This is a genomic window from Mesorhizobium sp. B2-4-12 (genome assembly GCF_006441575.1).
Classification (GTDB): Bacteria; Pseudomonadota; Alphaproteobacteria; order Rhizobiales; family Rhizobiaceae; genus Mesorhizobium.
In genome coordinates, this window is the sequence record NZ_VFVC01000004.1 from 146,411 (window position 1) to 162,061 (window position 15,651).

14 protein-coding genes are annotated in these 15,651 nt (G+C 64.3%); 12 read left to right on the top strand and 2 right to left on the bottom strand.

Annotated elements, in window-relative coordinates:
* Window positions 1-113 precede the first annotated feature (113 nt).
* The 8 genes from FJ934_RS04265 to FJ934_RS04300 all read left to right on the top strand — a co-directional run bounded on the left by FJ934_RS04265 (window position 114) and on the right by FJ934_RS04300 (window position 9,135).
* Window positions 114-761, top strand: coding sequence for a GNAT family N-acetyltransferase (locus FJ934_RS04265; RefSeq protein WP_181165510.1), 648 nt, complete (start codon window positions 114-116; stop codon window positions 759-761).
* The gene (locus FJ934_RS04270; protein ID WP_140607409.1) at window positions 758-3,472 is read left to right on the top strand and encodes a LuxR C-terminal-related transcriptional regulator; all 2,715 of its coding nucleotides are present in this window, start codon (window positions 758-760) and stop codon (window positions 3,470-3,472) included. Before FJ934_RS04265 ends, FJ934_RS04270 begins: the two co-directional genes overlap by 4 nt.
* Window positions 3,473-3,555: 83 nt before the next feature.
* Entirely contained in the window at window positions 3,556-4,677 is a 1,122-nt protein-coding gene (locus tag FJ934_RS04275; protein ID WP_140607410.1) for a class II histone deacetylase, read from the top strand.
* Between the two features lie 4 nt (window positions 4,678-4,681).
* Window positions 4,682-5,539, top strand: a complete 858-nt coding sequence (gene urtB / locus FJ934_RS04280) for an urea ABC transporter permease subunit UrtB (RefSeq protein WP_140607411.1) — start codon at window positions 4,682-4,684, stop codon at window positions 5,537-5,539.
* Window positions 5,536-6,522 carry a branched-chain amino acid ABC transporter permease gene (locus FJ934_RS04285; protein ID WP_140607412.1) on the top strand — a complete coding sequence of 329 codons (987 nt, stop codon included), beginning with the start codon at window positions 5,536-5,538 and terminating at the stop codon, window positions 6,520-6,522. The genes urtB and FJ934_RS04285 overlap by 4 nt, the downstream gene beginning before the upstream one ends.
* Complete coding sequence (locus FJ934_RS04290; RefSeq protein WP_140607413.1) at window positions 6,519-7,223, top strand: ATP-binding cassette domain-containing protein; 705 nt, start codon at window positions 6,519-6,521, stop codon at window positions 7,221-7,223. The genes FJ934_RS04285 and FJ934_RS04290 overlap by 4 nt, the downstream gene beginning before the upstream one ends.
* Window positions 7,224-7,225: 2 nt before the next feature.
* Window positions 7,226-7,927 carry an ABC transporter ATP-binding protein gene (locus tag FJ934_RS04295; protein WP_140607414.1) on the top strand — a complete coding sequence of 234 codons (702 nt, stop codon included), beginning with the start codon at window positions 7,226-7,228 and terminating at the stop codon, window positions 7,925-7,927.
* A gap of 41 nt (window positions 7,928-7,968) precedes the next feature.
* The gene (locus tag FJ934_RS04300; protein WP_140607415.1) at window positions 7,969-9,135 is read left to right on the top strand and encodes a substrate-binding protein; all 1,167 of its coding nucleotides are present in this window, start codon (window positions 7,969-7,971) and stop codon (window positions 9,133-9,135) included.
* A 65-nt stretch (window positions 9,136-9,200) separates the two neighbouring features.
* Here FJ934_RS04300 and FJ934_RS04305 read toward each other — a convergent pair whose 3' ends face one another.
* Window positions 9,201-10,847, bottom strand: coding sequence for an acetolactate synthase large subunit (locus FJ934_RS04305; protein WP_140607416.1), 1,647 nt, complete (start codon window positions 10,845-10,847; stop codon window positions 9,201-9,203).
* Between the two features lie 367 nt (window positions 10,848-11,214).
* Between FJ934_RS04305 and FJ934_RS04310 the strand changes: the two genes are divergently transcribed.
* Together FJ934_RS04310 and FJ934_RS04315 are read left to right on the top strand one after the other, a co-directional pair.
* The gene (locus tag FJ934_RS04310) at window positions 11,215-11,514 is read left to right on the top strand and encodes a zf-TFIIB domain-containing protein (protein ID WP_181165512.1); all 300 of its coding nucleotides are present in this window, start codon (window positions 11,215-11,217) and stop codon (window positions 11,512-11,514) included.
* Window positions 11,515-11,589: 75 nt separating this feature from the next.
* Window positions 11,590-12,573 (top strand): Tim44 domain-containing protein, encoded by a 984-nt coding sequence (locus tag FJ934_RS04315; RefSeq protein ID WP_140607417.1) that lies wholly within the window; start codon window positions 11,590-11,592, stop codon window positions 12,571-12,573.
* 56 nt (window positions 12,574-12,629) lie between these two features.
* On the opposite strand, the gene FJ934_RS04320 is transcribed toward FJ934_RS04315, so the two are convergent.
* Window positions 12,630-13,727 carry a lactonase family protein gene (locus FJ934_RS04320; RefSeq protein WP_140607418.1) on the bottom strand — a complete coding sequence of 366 codons (1,098 nt, stop codon included), beginning with the start codon at window positions 13,725-13,727 and terminating at the stop codon, window positions 12,630-12,632.
* 200 nt (window positions 13,728-13,927) lie between these two features.
* Between FJ934_RS04320 and FJ934_RS04325 the strand changes: the two genes are divergently transcribed.
* Entirely contained in the window at window positions 13,928-14,479 is a 552-nt protein-coding gene (locus tag FJ934_RS04325) for a MaoC family dehydratase (protein WP_140607419.1), read from the top strand.
* Between the two features lie 2 nt (window positions 14,480-14,481).
* Window positions 14,482-15,642 carry a CaiB/BaiF CoA-transferase family protein gene (locus FJ934_RS04330; RefSeq protein ID WP_140607420.1) on the top strand — a complete coding sequence of 387 codons (1,161 nt, stop codon included), beginning with the start codon at window positions 14,482-14,484 and terminating at the stop codon, window positions 15,640-15,642.
* The last annotated feature ends 9 nt before the right edge of the window (window positions 15,643-15,651 follow it).

A 15,651-nucleotide genomic window follows, 5' to 3' on the forward strand; every position in this document is an offset into this window, starting at 1 on the left:
GACAGGCGGGCCAAAATCATGACCCACCTGTGGAACCTCTTGGCAGGCGAGCACAGAGTTGGCATCAGCTTCTTGCAGGCCGGCAATGCGGCGCGACGAAAGATCGAGGACAAATGCTGGTCACCGAGGGCACATTGCCGGATGAAGTCACCGATCTCGCGTCCGGTTACCGGCGTGTACCGGCCGGCAAGATCGTCAATGCGGTGACGTGGATGGAGGCGCGCGCGCCAGTGCCGGGTCTCGCCCGACCGCTGGCAATGACCCGTATCACAAAGCCCGACACTGCCTCCTACCGCGCGACCTTCCTCGAGATCGGCACTCCCTGGCTTTGGGATCGCGCCGCCGAAATGACGGATGCCGAAATCGCCACGCATTTTTCCGATCCTCGCCAGCATATCTACTACGCTCACGACGAGAGCGGCGCACATGTCGGCATGGTCGAGTTGCGAGTGGCCGAAAACAGCGAGATCGAGATCACCTATTTCGGCCTGCTCCCTTCCTTGACCGGCCGAGGCCTCGGCAAGCGGCTGATGGCCGGCGCGCTCGGTCAGGCATGGAGCCTCGGCCCAAGCCGTATCTGGCTGCACACCAGCAGCATCGATCATCACAGCGTCATCGGTTTCTACAGGGCTTGCGGATTTGAACCGTATGCGGCGGGTTTCGAAATCACCGACGATCCCCGGATCAAGGGAACCTTGCCACGCGATTGCGCACCGCAAATCCCGCTGATCGAAACGGAATGGATGCCCGGCGTCAGATGAGACCGTCTTCGCACCCCGCCAGCCAGGCATCGCCCCACCATCGCCGGTGGGTACGGCGCGAGACCATCCTGTCGAAGCTGGAGCGGCATGTCGACACGCGCATCGTGCTGTTTGCCGCGCCCGCCGGCTTCGGCAAGTCGACGACGATGACGCAGTGGGCCGCGGAAGTCGCGCGCCACGGCCGGTTGACCGCATGGCTGTCCTGCGAGGCGATGGACAATGACGAAGGCGCCTTCCTGTCGCATCTGGTCGGCGCACTGCGCCACCTCGTCCAGAGCCCGGCCGAGCTCGACCTTGCCTTCCAGTCGAGCCCGATCCCGCAGCTCGATGTCGTGCTCGCGGCGCTTGTGGCAGGTCTTGCCGCGCGCGACGCAGACATAACCCTGTTCTTCGACGACTACCACGCCATCGAAGCGCCGGCGGTGAAGCGGTTCATGGAGCGGCTGACACGGCAGGCGCCGGCCAACGTCGTCTTCGTCATCGGTTCGCGCAACCTGCCCGACCTGCAGCTCGGCAAGCTCAGGGTTCTTGGCGACGTTTTCGAAATCGGCCCCGACGATCTGCGCTTCGCCTCGTCCGAAGCCGAAGCGTTCTTCAACGACAAGCTCGGCCTCAGCGTCAGCAGCGGCACGGTGGAGACCCTGTGCTCACGGACCGAAGGCTGGGCCGCCGGCCTGCAACTTGCCTCGCTGTCGCTCAGCGCCGCGCATGCTCCAGAAACCGTCATCGGCAATTTCACCGGCGCCAACCGCAACGTCGCCGACTTCCTGATGGGAGAAGTGTTCCTGGAGCTGCCGCCAGCGCTGGCCAAGTTCCTGCTCCACAGTTCGATCTTCGAGCGCTTCAGCGCCGAGGCGTGCCGGGCGGTTTTGCGCGCGGCGGACGCAGAGGCCGATATCGCCGAGATCGAGACCCGCAACCTATTCCTGGTGCCGCTTGACGAAGAGCGGCGCTGGTTCCGCTATCATCATCTGTTCCACGATTTCCTCAGCCGCGAGATGGAACGGCGTGAACCGGAGATGATCGCGCCGCTGCACCTTGCGGCTTCGGAATGGTTCGGCGAACGCAAGATGCTGACCGAGGCGATCGGGCACGCTCTGGCCGCCGGTGACCAGGCCCGCGCGGCGGTGTTCGTCGAGAACAATGCGCTTGAGCTCATCGCCCAGTGCCAGCTTCTCTATGTGCGCCAGTTGCTGGCGCTGCTGCCCAGAAAACTGGTCGACCAACGCATCCGTCTGCAACTCGTCGTGCTGTGGCTGGCGGTGCACAGCAGCCAGCCCGAGCTTGCCCAGCACACGCTTAGCAATGCGCGCAAGCTTGTCGAAACCGGGCCAAGCGATGGCAAGGATCCGGGCACGCTGACCGGCACCACGATCGAAGCCGAACTCGCCGTTCTCACCGCCGCCGTCCACAGCACGCTGGAACAGTTCGAGGACGCACGCAACACCGCGCTGGCCGCCCTGCGTGTCATCGCGCCCGACGCGTGGTTCATGGAAGGGGCGACCGCCAATGTCATCGGCTACAATCTCTATGCGCTCGGTGACCTCGAAGGGGCGCGTGCGGCGGTGGATGCCGCGCGCAAGGCTCACGAGAGAAGCGGCAGCCTGCTCGGCGTCACCATCGCCAATTGCTACATGGCCGTCATCGAACGCTCGGCCGGACGCCTGCCCGCCGCCGAACGGCTGCTGCGTAATGCGATCATCGAGGCGAGGACGCGGATCGGCGCGAATTCCTATGCCGAGGCGCTCGCCGGAACGCTGCTTGCCGAACTTGCCTACGAGACCAACGCATCCGGCGAGGCGCTGACGCTGGTCGAGAATCTCGGGCCGCTGATCGAGGGCGCCGCGGTCATCGTCTATCCCCTGGCCAGCGTGCCGACCTATGCCCGCGTGCTGCAGCTGACCGGTCGGGGCGACGCCGCGCTGGAAATGCTGGAGCGCGTCTACCAGCGTGTGCGCGGCTCCGTCTATCGCCGCCTCGCTTCAATTCTGGTTCATGATCGCATCCGGCTGCTGATCGATCAGAACCGCACCGTGGAAGCGCGCGCCCTGCTCGACGAACATCGCCGCGATCGGAGCGAGACCTTCCCAAGCGTTGCCAACGAGTTCGAATACTTCGCCGAAGGCAGGCTGCTGACGGCGGAGAAATCCTATGCCGCGGCCGCGGCGATTTTCGACGATCTGCTGGTGCGAACGAAAGGCAGCGGGCGCATGCGCCGCCACATACTGGCGCTGATCCTGCGCGCCAAGGGCGCCGGCCATGACCCGCGCGAGGTCGATCGCCATCTCCTCGAAGCGTTACGCTTTGCGCGGCCCTCCGGCTTCATCCGCTCCTTCGTCGACGAGGGCAGGCCTGTCCTCGAAAGTTTGATGCGGCTGCGGGCAGCTCAGGCGAAGACCGACCCGTCGCTGTCATCCTACGCAACGCGCATCATCGATGCCGCGCAGACAATGCCGGTGGCGACGCGCAAGCCGGCCGCGCCGGTTGCCGAGAAGGAACAGCTCACCCAGCGCGAGTCCGAGCTGCTGCGCTGCCTGTCGGAAGGCATGTCCAACCGCGATATCGCGATCGCGCTGTCGGTGAGCGAGACGACGGTCAAATGGCATTTGAAGAACATTTTCGGCAAGCTCTCGGTGTCGAACCGGGTCCAGGCCGTGCGCGCCGCGCAGGCCGCCGCAAACCTCCGGCCCCCTCCGAAAGGAGGGGTATAGACATCCGGCGCAACCCTTCTTTGGGGTCGGGCTACGCGATCGTTAGCCTGCTAGCGTCCCTTTGTTTTTAGGAGACGTTGCGGATGGCGACAGGTTACGTTTTTCACGAACAGCTGATGTGGCACGACACCGGCTCCAGCGCCGACATGATGCCGCCCGGCCGTTTCGTGGAACCTGGCCGGCACCTGGAATCGCCCGGGTCGAAGCGCCGGCTCAACAACCTCATCCAGGTCAGCGGCCTGTCGCGCCATCTGGTGCCGATCATTCCAGAACCGGTGTCGGTAGAAGACCTCCTGCGCGTCCACACGCAACGCCACGTCGACGACATCAGAATGCTCAGCGAGCGCGGCTCCGGCTTCGCGGGGCCGCAGGCGCCGATCGGCCTCAACAGTTTCGACATCGCCCTGTTGTCCGCTGGTACCACCTATGCCGCGATGCGCGCGGTGCTGACCGGCCGGGTCGACAACGCCTACGCGCTGGCGCGGCCGCCGGGGCATCACGCCGAGCCGGACCAGGCAATGGGCAACTGCCTGTTCTCCAACATCGGTGTGTCGGTGCGCCGGCTGCAGCATGAGGGCCTGCTGGACCGCGCGGCGATAGTCGACTGGGATGTGCATCATGGCAACGGCACCGAGACGGTGTTCTACTCCGACCCGTCGGTGCTGACCATTTCCCTGCACCAGGACAATCTCTATCCGACCGGACGCGGCGCGCTGGCCGACACTGGCCAAGGCGAAGGTGAAGGCTACAACATCAACATCCCCCTGCCGGCCGGCAGCGGGACCGGCGCCTATGAGGCGGCCTTCGACCGCGTCGTCGCCCCGGCACTGCGCGCCTTCAAGCCGGACCTCGTCATCGTCGCTTCCGGCTTCGACGCGTCGGGCTTCGACCCGCTCGGCCGCATGATGCTGAACAGTGAATGCTTCCGGCGCCTCGCGGCGCGCATGGTGGCGCTGGCCGCCGAAGTTTCGAACGGACGGCTGATGATGACCCATGAAGGCGGCTATTCGGAAGGCTATGTGCCGTTCTGCGGCCATGCCGTCATCGAGACGCTGGCCAATCACCGGACCGAAGTGGTCGACCCGCTGTCGGATCATATCGATGAGTGGGCTGGGCAGGAGTTGCAGTCGCATCAGGCTGATGTGATCGATGCCGCCGAAGGCTTGGTCGCAGGCCTGCGCCAACGCGTCGCCAGCGCGGCCTGACGCGATGGATTTTGTCGTCACCACATTGCTAAATGCGCTGACACTGATCAGCATCCTGATGCTGGTCGGGCTCGGGCTGGCGATCAGCTTCGGCCTGATGAACGTCACCAACCTGGCGCATGGCGAATTCGTCACCGTCGGCGCCTTCGCGGTCTACTTCGTCCAGAGCGTGGGCGGTTCCTTCTGGGTCGGGTTGGCCGCCGCACCGATTGCCGGCGCGCTGGTCGGCTGCATCCTGGAATTCGCCATCATCCGCCATCTCTATTCGCGGCCGGTCTCGACCGTGCTTGCCACCTGGGGCGTCAGCCTCATCCTGCAGCAAGGACTGGAACTGACCTTCGGTCTTGGAGCCAAGCCGGTGACGCCACCCATCGAAGGCACGCTCGACCTGTTCTTCACCGTCTATCCAGCGTACCGGCTGATCCTGATCGGGATTGCCATGCTGACCCTGCTCGGCGTCATCCTGCTGATCAACCGGACGTCCTTCGGGCTCGATATCCGCACCGTCATCCAGAACCGCGAAATGGCCGAGGGCGTCGGCATCAACACGCGCCGTACCTACGCCGTCGCCTTCACCTTCGGCGCGGCGATAGCCGGGCTGGCCGGCGGGCTGGTCGCGCCGCTGGCGATCGTGCTGCCGCAGATGGGAGTGAACTATCTCGCCAACGCCTTCTTCGTCGTCATCGTCGGGGGCGTCGGCTCGATCGGTGGGCTCGTTGCCGGCAGCGTCTTCGTTGGTGGACTGACCAGTGTGCTCAACTACCAGATCTCGCCCTCGCTGGCGCAAGCCATCGTGCTGCTCGCGGCCATCGTCGCCGTGCGGCTGCGCCCCAACGGCCTGTTCAACGGGGCGTCGCGATGATCGCCCGGGACCGCAACTGGCTGCTGGTCTTCGCCGTCTGCGCGGCGCTTGCTGTCGCCTATCCGTTCCTGGCCGACGGCTACCAGCTGACGGTGATCCGCGACGCGCTGATCTTCGGCCTGTTCGCGGCGAGCCTCGATTTCTTCTGGGGCCGCACCGGCATCCTGTGTTTCGGGCATGCCGCCTTCTTCGGTATTGGCGGCTACATCATGGCGCTGGTCACGCTCCACGACGCCATTCCCTTCGGCAGCCTGCTCGGCATCATGGGCGCGGTGGCCGGTGCTGCCTTCGTCGCCGCCATCATCGGCTACTTCCTGTTTTTCGGCGGCATCCGTGGCAGCTACTTCACCATCGTCACGCTGGCCATGGGCGTGATCTGCCAGCAGGCCGCCGTCTCCTGGAGTTCGGTCACCGGCGGCGACAGCGGGCTGATCGGCATCCCGCCGATCGCGTTCGATGTCGGCGGCCTGCATGTCGACCTCAGCCAGGATCTGCCCTCCTATATCTTCGTGGCCGCCATCGTCGCGTTGGTCTTGCTGGCGCTGTGGTCGATCAGCCGTGGCCGCTGGGGCACGGTGCTGACCGCCATCCAGGACAATGAAGTCCGGGCGGCGGCTCTCGGCCACAATGCGCCATTGCGGCTGCTGGTGACCTTCATCCTGTCGGCGGCAATCGCCGGGCTTGCCGGCGCACTCTATGTCTGCATGGCGGGGCTGGTCGCGCCAGACCTCTCCGGGCTGCTTCTGTCGACGGAAGTCATCGTCTGGGTGGCTGTCGGCGGACGCGGCACGCTGCTCGGTCCGGTGCTTGGCGCCATCGTCATCCAACGAGCGCAGCAGACCATCAGCAGCTTCAACCCGAGCCTGTGGCCGCTTCTGCTCGGCTGCGTCTTCGTCATCATCGTCTTTCTGCTGCCCGACGGCATCCTGTCGATCTACGCGCGGTTGAAGAGCCTGTTCAAAGGCCGGAGGCAGGCGCAATGAGCGATGTCCTGCTTCAGGCCGAAAACGTCGGTATCCGGTTCGGCGGGCTTCAAGCGCTCGAAGGGTTGAACCTGACGGTCCGCGACAAGGAACTCTGCTGCATCATCGGGCCGAACGGAGCCGGCAAGAGCACGTTCCTCAACGTGCTGACCGGCACGCTTCGCCCGACGAGTGGCAGCGTTCGCTTCCTCGGCCACGACATAGCCGGCCTGCCGCTGCATCGCATCGCGCGGCTCGGCATCGCCCGCAAGTTCCAGATTCCTTCCGTCTTTCCCAGCCTGTCGGTGGAAGACAACCTCAAGGTCGCACGGTGGGGCGCGCCCTCGCCGGCTCGCCCGGTCGGTGAACTGATGGAGCTGGTCGCGCTTGGCAATCGCGCCAGCACGCTGGCCGGCGCGCTGGCGCACGGCCAGAAGCAATGGCTCGAGATCGGCATGGCGCTGGCGATCGAACCGAGGCTGCTGCTGCTCGACGAGCCGACCGCCGGCATGACGCCGCAGGAGACGATGGCGACCGCCGAAATGCTGCTGCGGCTCAAGGGCGAGTTCTCGGTCGTCGCGGTCGAGCACGACATCCGCTTCGTGCGGGCGTTGAACTGCGAAACGCTGGTGCTGCATCAGGGGCGGCGGCTGCGCAGCGGTCCTTTCCACGACATCGAGGCCGACGAGATGGTCCGCGACGTCTATCTGGGGAGGCGCTGACCATGCTGCGGACAGTTGCTGTTTCGGCCGGCTACGGCCTGCTTCCGGTGCTGAACGGGATCGACCTCAGCGTCGCGCCGGGCGAAGTCGTCGGCCTGCTTGGCCGCAACGGTGCCGGCAAGACGACGCTGCTGCGCGTCATCGCCGGCGGCTTGAAGGTAAGCGGCGGAGCGGTGGTTCTCGGCGACAAGGATCTCACGAATGCCGCTGCCTTCCGCCGGGCGCGCGCGGGCATCGCGCATGTGCCGCAGGGCCGTGGCATCTTCAACCAGCTGACCGTGCGGCAGAACCTGGAAGTCGGCACCCGCGCCGCCCGAGATCGCGGCGCCGGCGGCATTCCGGCCGACATCTTCGGCTATTTTCCGATCCTGCGCGAACGCGAGGCGCAGGTCGCCGGCACCCTTTCGGGTGGCCAGCAGCAGATGCTCGCTATCGGCCGCGCGCTGTGCGGCCTACCGTCGGTGCTGCTGCTCGACGAACCCTCGGAAGGCATCCAGCCGAACATCGTGCAGTCGATCGCCGAACTGGTGCCGCGCATCGCCCGCGAGCGCGGCATCGCGATTGTCCTCGTCGAACAGAATCTCGATCTCGTTCTCAAGGCGGCGGACCGCTGCCTGGTGATGGAGAAGGGCAGGATCGTGCACGAAGGCACCCCTGAGGTGTTCGCCGACGAGACCCTGCTGAAAGACCTCTTGGCTTTGTAAGGCGTGCATGGGGCGCGCCTGGACTGGAAGGGAACACAACAATGATAAGCAGAAGAACTGTCCTGAAATCAGGCGCCGCCGCCGCCTTCGCCATGATCGGCGCGCCATCGATCCTGCGTGCCGCCGACACCGTCAAGGTCGGTCTGTCGATCCCGATCACCGGGCTGCAGGCGATCCTCGGCGAGACGCTGCTCAATTGCTACAAGCTGGCCGCCGCCGAACTCAATGCCGCCAACGGCATTGGCGGCCGCCAGGTCGAATTGTTCATCGAGGACAACCAGACCACGACCAAGGGCTCGATCGACAAGGCGCGCAAGCTCCTCAACGAAGACAAGGTCGACGTGATCATGGGCACGATCATTTCGCCCGAGCGGAGTGCAACGCTTTCCGTGACCTCGAAGGCCAAGAAGCTGTTCTTCTACCCGACCAATTTCGAAGGTGGCGAGTGCAACCGCTACTTCGTGGCCACCGGACCAATCCCGATGCAGCAGGTCGACCCGATGATGCCGTGGGTCGCCGAGAATCTCGGCAAGACCATCTACATCATGGCCTCCGACTATGCCTGGCCGCAGAAGATGACCGAGGCGATCACGGCTGCCTACGAGAAGGCCGGCGGCAAGATCATCGGCGCCGACTATTATCCGTTCGGCACCACGGATTTTGGCCCCGCCTTCCAGAAGATCAAGTCGCTGAAGCCCGATGTCGTCTGGTCGATGGTGGTCGGCAACGACGCCGTCACCCAGCTCAAGCAATATCGCAGCTTCGACATCAAGCAGCCGCTGATCGCGCCGCTCGACGAGGTCTTCAACAAGGATGCGCTGCCGCCCGGCGTCGCCGCCGGCACCTATGCGCCGCAGCCCTACTGGATGGCGCTCGACAACCCGGTCAACAAGAAGTTCATCTCGAGCTTCCGCGAGAAATTCGGTCAGGAGAAGATGGTCAACGGCATCGGCGAAGCCGGCTATAACGGCCTGCATCTCTATGCGCTGGCCGCCGAAAAGGCCGGATCGCTGAAGGACGACGATGTGCTCAAGGCACTGCCGACAATCGAGTTCGATGCGCCGCAAGGCAAGATCCGCGTCGATGCCAGCAACAATCACACGCTCTGCCATTCCTATGTTGGCAAGGCGGCGGCGGACGGTATCAGCTACGAGATCGTCAAGGATTTCGGCACGATCGCCCCGGTGACGCCTTACTGCAAGCTATAGGACGTCCGGCTGCGCGGCGATCGGGACTTTGTCCACGCCGCGCAGCCGTCTTTGATCGGCAACTGTCAGGTCGACCGCGGCGCCGGCAGCCGCTCGCGCAACTCGTCGACGAGCACCCTGATGTTCTCGGAATAGTCGACAGGCACGACGACGAGATGCACGCCGCCGCCGGCGAATGCCTGCTCCAGCGCGGGCCGAAGGTCGGTGATAGCATCGACCCTCGTCCCCTTGGCGCCATAGGCCTCGGCGTATCTGACGAAGTCGGGATTGCCGAAGGTCATGCCGAAATCCGGGAACTCATCGACCGCCTGCTTCCAGCGGATCATGCCGTAGGCATGGTCTTCCAGCAGCAGCACGACGAGGTTGAGCTTGAGCCTGACCGCCGTCTCCAGTTCCTGGCTGTTCATCATGAAGCCGCCATCGCCGCAGATCGCCATGACGCGGCGGTTGGGATAGAGTAGCGCCGCCATCATCGCCGACGGCAGGCCCGCACCCATGGTGGCTAGCGCATTGTCGAGCAGCAGTGTGTTGGCCATGCGCGTGCGGTAGTTGCGCGCGAACCAGATCTTGTACATGCCGTTGTCGAGGGCGAGGATCCCGTCCGCAGGCATCACCGCGCGCACGTCGTGCACGATGCGCTGCGGCGTGAAGCGGTCTTCGGTGGCGCGCGCGGCGATGCGGTTCAAAATGCCTTCCCGCAGTGGCAGCAGGGCCTGGGCGTTGGGGATCTTGCCTTCTACACGATCGGCCAGCAGCGCCAGCGAAGGGCCGAGATCGCCGACGATCTCGGCTTGCGGAAAATAGACCTGCTCGACATCGGCCGATTGGTACCCGACATGGATGACCTTCGGTCCGTTGGCGCCCATGATGAAGGGCGGTTTCTCGACCGTGTCGTGGCCGATGGTGATGATCAGGTCGGCCTGTTCGATGGCCTCGTGCACATAATCGCGTTCCGAAAGCGCCGCCGTTCCCATGTAGAGCTCGGTACCGCCTGGCACGGTGCCCTTGCCCATCTGCGTGGTGAAATAGGGAATTTGCGTGCGCAGCACGAACTGGGCGATATCAGGGGTCACGCGCGGGCGTGACGCCGCCGCGCCGAACATCAGCAGCGGACGCTTGGCCTCCATGATCATGCGGGCGGCGCGATCGAGCGCGTCCGGGCTGGCCAGAGGCAGGTCGACCGGATGCGTCGGCACCAGCGCGACCGGCTCGCACTCGGCCGCCGCGATATCTTCCGGCAGTTCCAGATGCACGGGGCCGGGGCGCTCTTCCTGGGCAACGCGGAAGACCTCGCGCACCAGCGAGGGGATCATCTTCGGCGAGACGATCTGGCGCGACAGCTTGGTCAGCGGCTTCATCGCCGCGACGATGTCGACGATCTGGAAACGTGCCTGCCGGGATGAAAGGATGCCCTTCTGGCCGGTGATCATGATCATCGGCATCGCGCCGAGCAGCGCGTAGGCGGAGCCGCTCGTCAGATTGAGCGCGCCCGGACCAAGCGTGGTGATGCACACGCCCGGCTTGCCGGTGAGCCTGCCATAGGTGGCGGCCATGAAGGCGGCCGCCTGCTCGTGGCGGGTCAGGATCAGCTGAATCGACGAGCGGCGGATCGATTCGACGATGTCGAGATTCTCTTCGCCCGGAATGCCGAAAATCCGCTCGACCCCTTCGTTCTCGAGGGCCGCCACGAACAGATCCGAACCTTTGGTCATGAACTGTCTCTCCTGCGATGCGCATATTCCGTCAGCCATCTTATGGCACCGGAACGCTACACCTTAAAGGGAGTGTCTTCGACTGCGGATCGGCGGCACTGTCCGGCAACATCGCGGTGATGCTCAAGCCGTCGCCGGCGTCAGCGCGGCTGCCGAATGACCGCGCTTGAAGGATCATATCCGCGATAGCGGACAAATCATTCTTGCGACGCCCTTGAAGGCCCGGCCCTCCAGTCCTAAATCCCGGTTGCGGGCCGGGCCCCTCTGACTGCCGCTTTCAGCGGCCGTGATGTCGGACCGCTATAACGGGCCCCTTTCCATTGTTTCGGTCGAGCGGGCTCATTCTAAAAAAGGTTTGGAGCCCCTGATGACATCTTCCCTGCTTGGTATGGTTTGCCCCTCCTGCCGCGTCGCGCTCGTGATGAGCGAACGCCAAGGTATCGAGATCGACTATTGTCCGCAGTGCCGCGGCGTCTGGCTGGATCGCGGAGAGCTCGACAAGATCGTCGAGCGGTCGAGCAAGGACGCGGCGCCCGCACCGCAGCCGCAGCCTGCACAATTCGCTCAGCCGCAATATAGCCAAGGCCGCGATGACGATTATTCCCGCTCGCATGGCCACCGCTATCCGAAGCGAAAGAAGTCATTCTTCGAAGAGCTGTTCGATTGACCGTGTGACGCCGGCCCCTGCAGGGCCGGTGTTTGCCGAGAACATCCGAAACCGCATCGACAAAGGTCCGCCCCGATGATTTCCCGCACAAACCGATTTGCCGCTCTCTTTGCAGGTTTGTTCCTCGCATTCTCCATGGTCGCGATCGATCATGCCGAAGCCCGTCGCGGCGGCAGCTTCGGCAGTCGCGGCACGCGTACGTTCCAATCGGCGCCGCCGACCAGGACCACACCGGCGCCGACCGCGCCGATCGAACGTTCGATGACGCCCAACACCGGTGTGAACAGTCCAGCCCGGCAGCCGCAAGCCGGGCTGCAGAGGCCCAGCTTCTTTAGCGGCTTCGGCGGAACGATGATGCGCGGCCTGCTGATTGGCGGCCTGGTCGGGCTGCTGCTCGGCCAAGGCTTCGGCGGTCTGGCCGGCATGTTCGGCTTCCTGCTTCAGGCCCTGCTCATCGGCGGTGCGATCATGCTGGCGATCAGGTTCTTCCGGTCGCAATCCGCGCGTGGTCCCGCGCTCGCCGGAGCCGGAGCCGGCAACGGCCAGGCTTCGCGGTTTGAAAACCGCGCAAATGGTGCGGACACGGCACGTCCCTTCACGATTCCCGGTTTTGGCGGCGGTTCAGGGGAAAGCTCCCCGGCCACCGGTTCCGAGGAGATCACGCTGGCCCAGACGGATCTCGACGCCTTCCAGCAGCTGTTGACCGATGTGCAGGAAGCCTTTGGGCGTGAAGACCATGCCGCGTTGCGCCGATTGGTGACCCCCGAAATGGTGTCCTATCTGTCGGAGGAATTGGCCGAAAATGCCCAGAAGGGCCTCAGGAACGACGTGTCCGACGTCACCCTGCTGCAGGCCGACATCGCCGAAAGCTGGCGCGAGGACGACCGCGACTATGCCACGGCCGCGCTACGCTATGAGTCGCGCGATGTGATGCGCGATCGAGCCAGCGGCAAGGTGGTCGAGGGTGACGAAGACCATCCGACAGAGACGACAGAACTGTGGACGTTCACGCGTCAGAACGGCTCGAACTGGAAGCTATCGGCAATCCAGCAAGCTTGATCCGGCATCGCCTTCGGCTGCTGTTTTGACCACAAAATTGGCGGCTTTGCCGGTGCTCAAGCGACGATTTTGACGCACATCGGCGTGCCGATCTCGATGGCCCGCCCGGTGTCGGTCAGCAGGCCGCTGTCGGCATCGCGCGCGAAGATCGAAATGCGGTCGGCGTTCTGGTTGGCGGAAAACAGGTGGCCGCCTGACGGCGTCAGCGCGAGGTTGCGCGGCGTCGCACCGCCGCAAGGGACATAGCCGACGAGGCTCAATCCGCCGGTGTTCTGGTCGACGGCCATGATCACGACGCTGTCGTGGCCACGATTGGAGCCGTAGACAAAACGCCCATCCGGCGAGATCTGGATATCGGCGCAGTGGTTGCTGTCGCGGGACTCAGCCGGCACCGCGGGCTTGGCGTCGATGACCGTAAGCCTGCCGCTGGCTTGGTCCAACGCCATCGATACCACGGTCGAATCCAGCTCGTTCATGACAAAGACGAAGCGCCCGTTTGGGTGCAGGGCAATGTGGCGCGGGCCGGCGCCCGGCGGCAAAGCGGATTCGGCTGACTTCGTCAGGCTTCCATCTGGCCCGATCCGATAGGACACCAGCCTGTCGATGCCGAGGTCGGCGACGATCGCCGTCCCCCCGCCAATGGTTTCGGTGACGCTGTGGGCGTGCGAGCGCTCCTGCCGTGCAGCATTCGGCCCGGTGCCTTTGTGCGACACGCTGGCGAGCGGCGCGGACAGCGCGCCATCCCTTTCGAAACCATAGACAGCGACGGCACGGTCCGGACCGCCCTCGCCTATGCCGTAATTCGCGACAAGCAGTTTCGTGCCGTCACGGGTGATGGTGTTGTGGGCGGTGATGCTGCCGAGGGAGGGCTGCTTGTTGAGGTAGTTCAGCGCATTCGAGGCGCGATCGAAGCCGTAAGCGGAGACAGTTCCCTCGCGCCAGGTGAACACTTCCGAATTGACGTAGATGCGCGAACCGTCCGGGGTGACCGACAGGAATGTCGGGTTGTCGACGTCGTTGGTCTCGGCCAGTTTCCGGATTTCCAGCGTTTGCTCGTCGAAGCTGTAAACGCCGAGGCCGACGCCCCGCCCGCCCTGAAAATAGGGCGCCTCGCGGTTCAGGCTACCGACAAAGACCAGCCGCGCGTTGCTCATGATTTTCCTCCCCTGCCCGCCGGCGCTTCAGCGCGCCAGCGCCCAAAATTTCGCCTGTCCTCGCTTGCAACGCAACCCCATATGTGAAAATACTATTTACAAAAGAAGATTGCTGGGAGGAGATGTCGTGCATTCGAACGCTTTGAGGCGTGTTCAACGATTGCTCGAAGCCTCCTGCGAGAGCGCCGGAGCCATCACCCATGAATGATTTCGCCCCCACTGTCGGCGTCGCTTCGACATATCCCAAAAACATGCCTCAAGAGCACGCCGTCTTGCCGGTATGGAACGCGGAGAACTGGTTCTACGAGGACTGGCCGGTCGGCCAGAAAATCCGCTCGTTGCGGCGCACGATGGCGGAAGGCGACAGCCATCTTTTCAATACGCTGGTTCTCGACATCCACCCCTATGTGCAGGACCAGATGTTTGCCGAGAGCGAAGGCGTATTCGGCAAGCGGCTGATCGCCGGCGCCTTCGTCTTTTCGGCGGGGCTGGGGCTGGTCGCAACCAACTGCGTCAATGCTTTTTCCTATGGCTACGACAAGCTGCGGTTCATCAAGCCTGTCTTCATCGGCGACACGATCTATTCGATCCGCTCCAATCTCGACAAGAAGCCCCGCTACAAGGAGATGGGGCTGATCCGCGCCAGCTACGAAGTGTTCAAGGGCGAAGGCGAGCTCGTTCTCTACTGCGAGCATCTGCAGACGGTGAAGTACCGCAACCCCGCCGATTTCGTCGGCGAGACGGAGAAATAGCGATGCCGGCAGCAGCCGAATTGCCGCTTGCCGGCCTCGTCGTCGTCGACATGAGCCAGTTCCTGTCCGGGCCCTACTGCTCGCTCAGGCTGCTCGACCTCGGCGCCCGCGTCATCAAGATCGAGCGTCCTGACGGCGGCGACCTGTCGCGCCGGCTCTATCTCAGCGACACCGAGATCGGCGGCGATTCCACCATCTTCCATGCCATCAACCGGGCCAAGGAAAGCCTCGCCATCGATTTGAAGAACGAAGCTGACCTCGAGGCGTTGCGCGGATTGCTGGCCAAGGCGGATGTGCTGATCCAGAATTTCCGGCCTGGGGTCATCGAGCGCCACGGCCTCGACTACGAGGCCGTGCACAAGATCAACCCGCGGCTCGTCTATGCCTCGATCAGCGGCTATGGCGAGGAAGGCCCATGGGTGAAACGCCCCGGCCAGGACCTGCTGGCGCAGTCGCGCTCCGGCGTCATGTGGCTGAACGGCGACGAGGACCAGGGGCCGGTGCCGTTCGGGCTCGCCATCGGCGACATGCTGGCGGGCGCGGCCTGCGCGCAAGGCATCCTGGCCGCCCTGGTGCGGCGCGGCATCACCGGCCAGGGCAGCCATATCGAGACCAGCCTTCTGGAAGCATTGGTCGACTTCCAGTTCGAGGTGCTGACCACGCATCTCAATGACGGCCGCCGCCTGCCCAGGCGATCGAGCTTCCGCAGTGCGCACGCCTACCTCTCGGCGCCATACGGAGTCTATCCGGCCAAGGATGGTTATCTCGCCATCGCCATGACGCCGATCCCCAAATTGGCCGATCTGCTGTCGCTGAACGAACTGGCGCCATATCGCGACAAGCCGGCATCCTGGTTTACGGCCCGCGACGACATCAAGGCGATCATCGCGCAGAAGATCGCCACCAAAACGATCGACGAATGGCTGGCCATCCTGGAGCCCGCCGACATCTGGTGCGCCAAGGTGCTGACCTGGCCGGAAATGCTGGCAAGCGAAGGATTCCAATCACTCGGCATGCTGCAGACGGTGACGCGCGAAGACGATGTTTCCATCCTCACCACCAGTTCGCCGCTCAGGGTCGATGGTGTCAGGGCCAAGGTCGACCGCGCGGCGCCACGCATCGGCGAGCACAGCGTGGCAATCCGCGAGGAGTTCGGCCTGTGAGCGCACCCT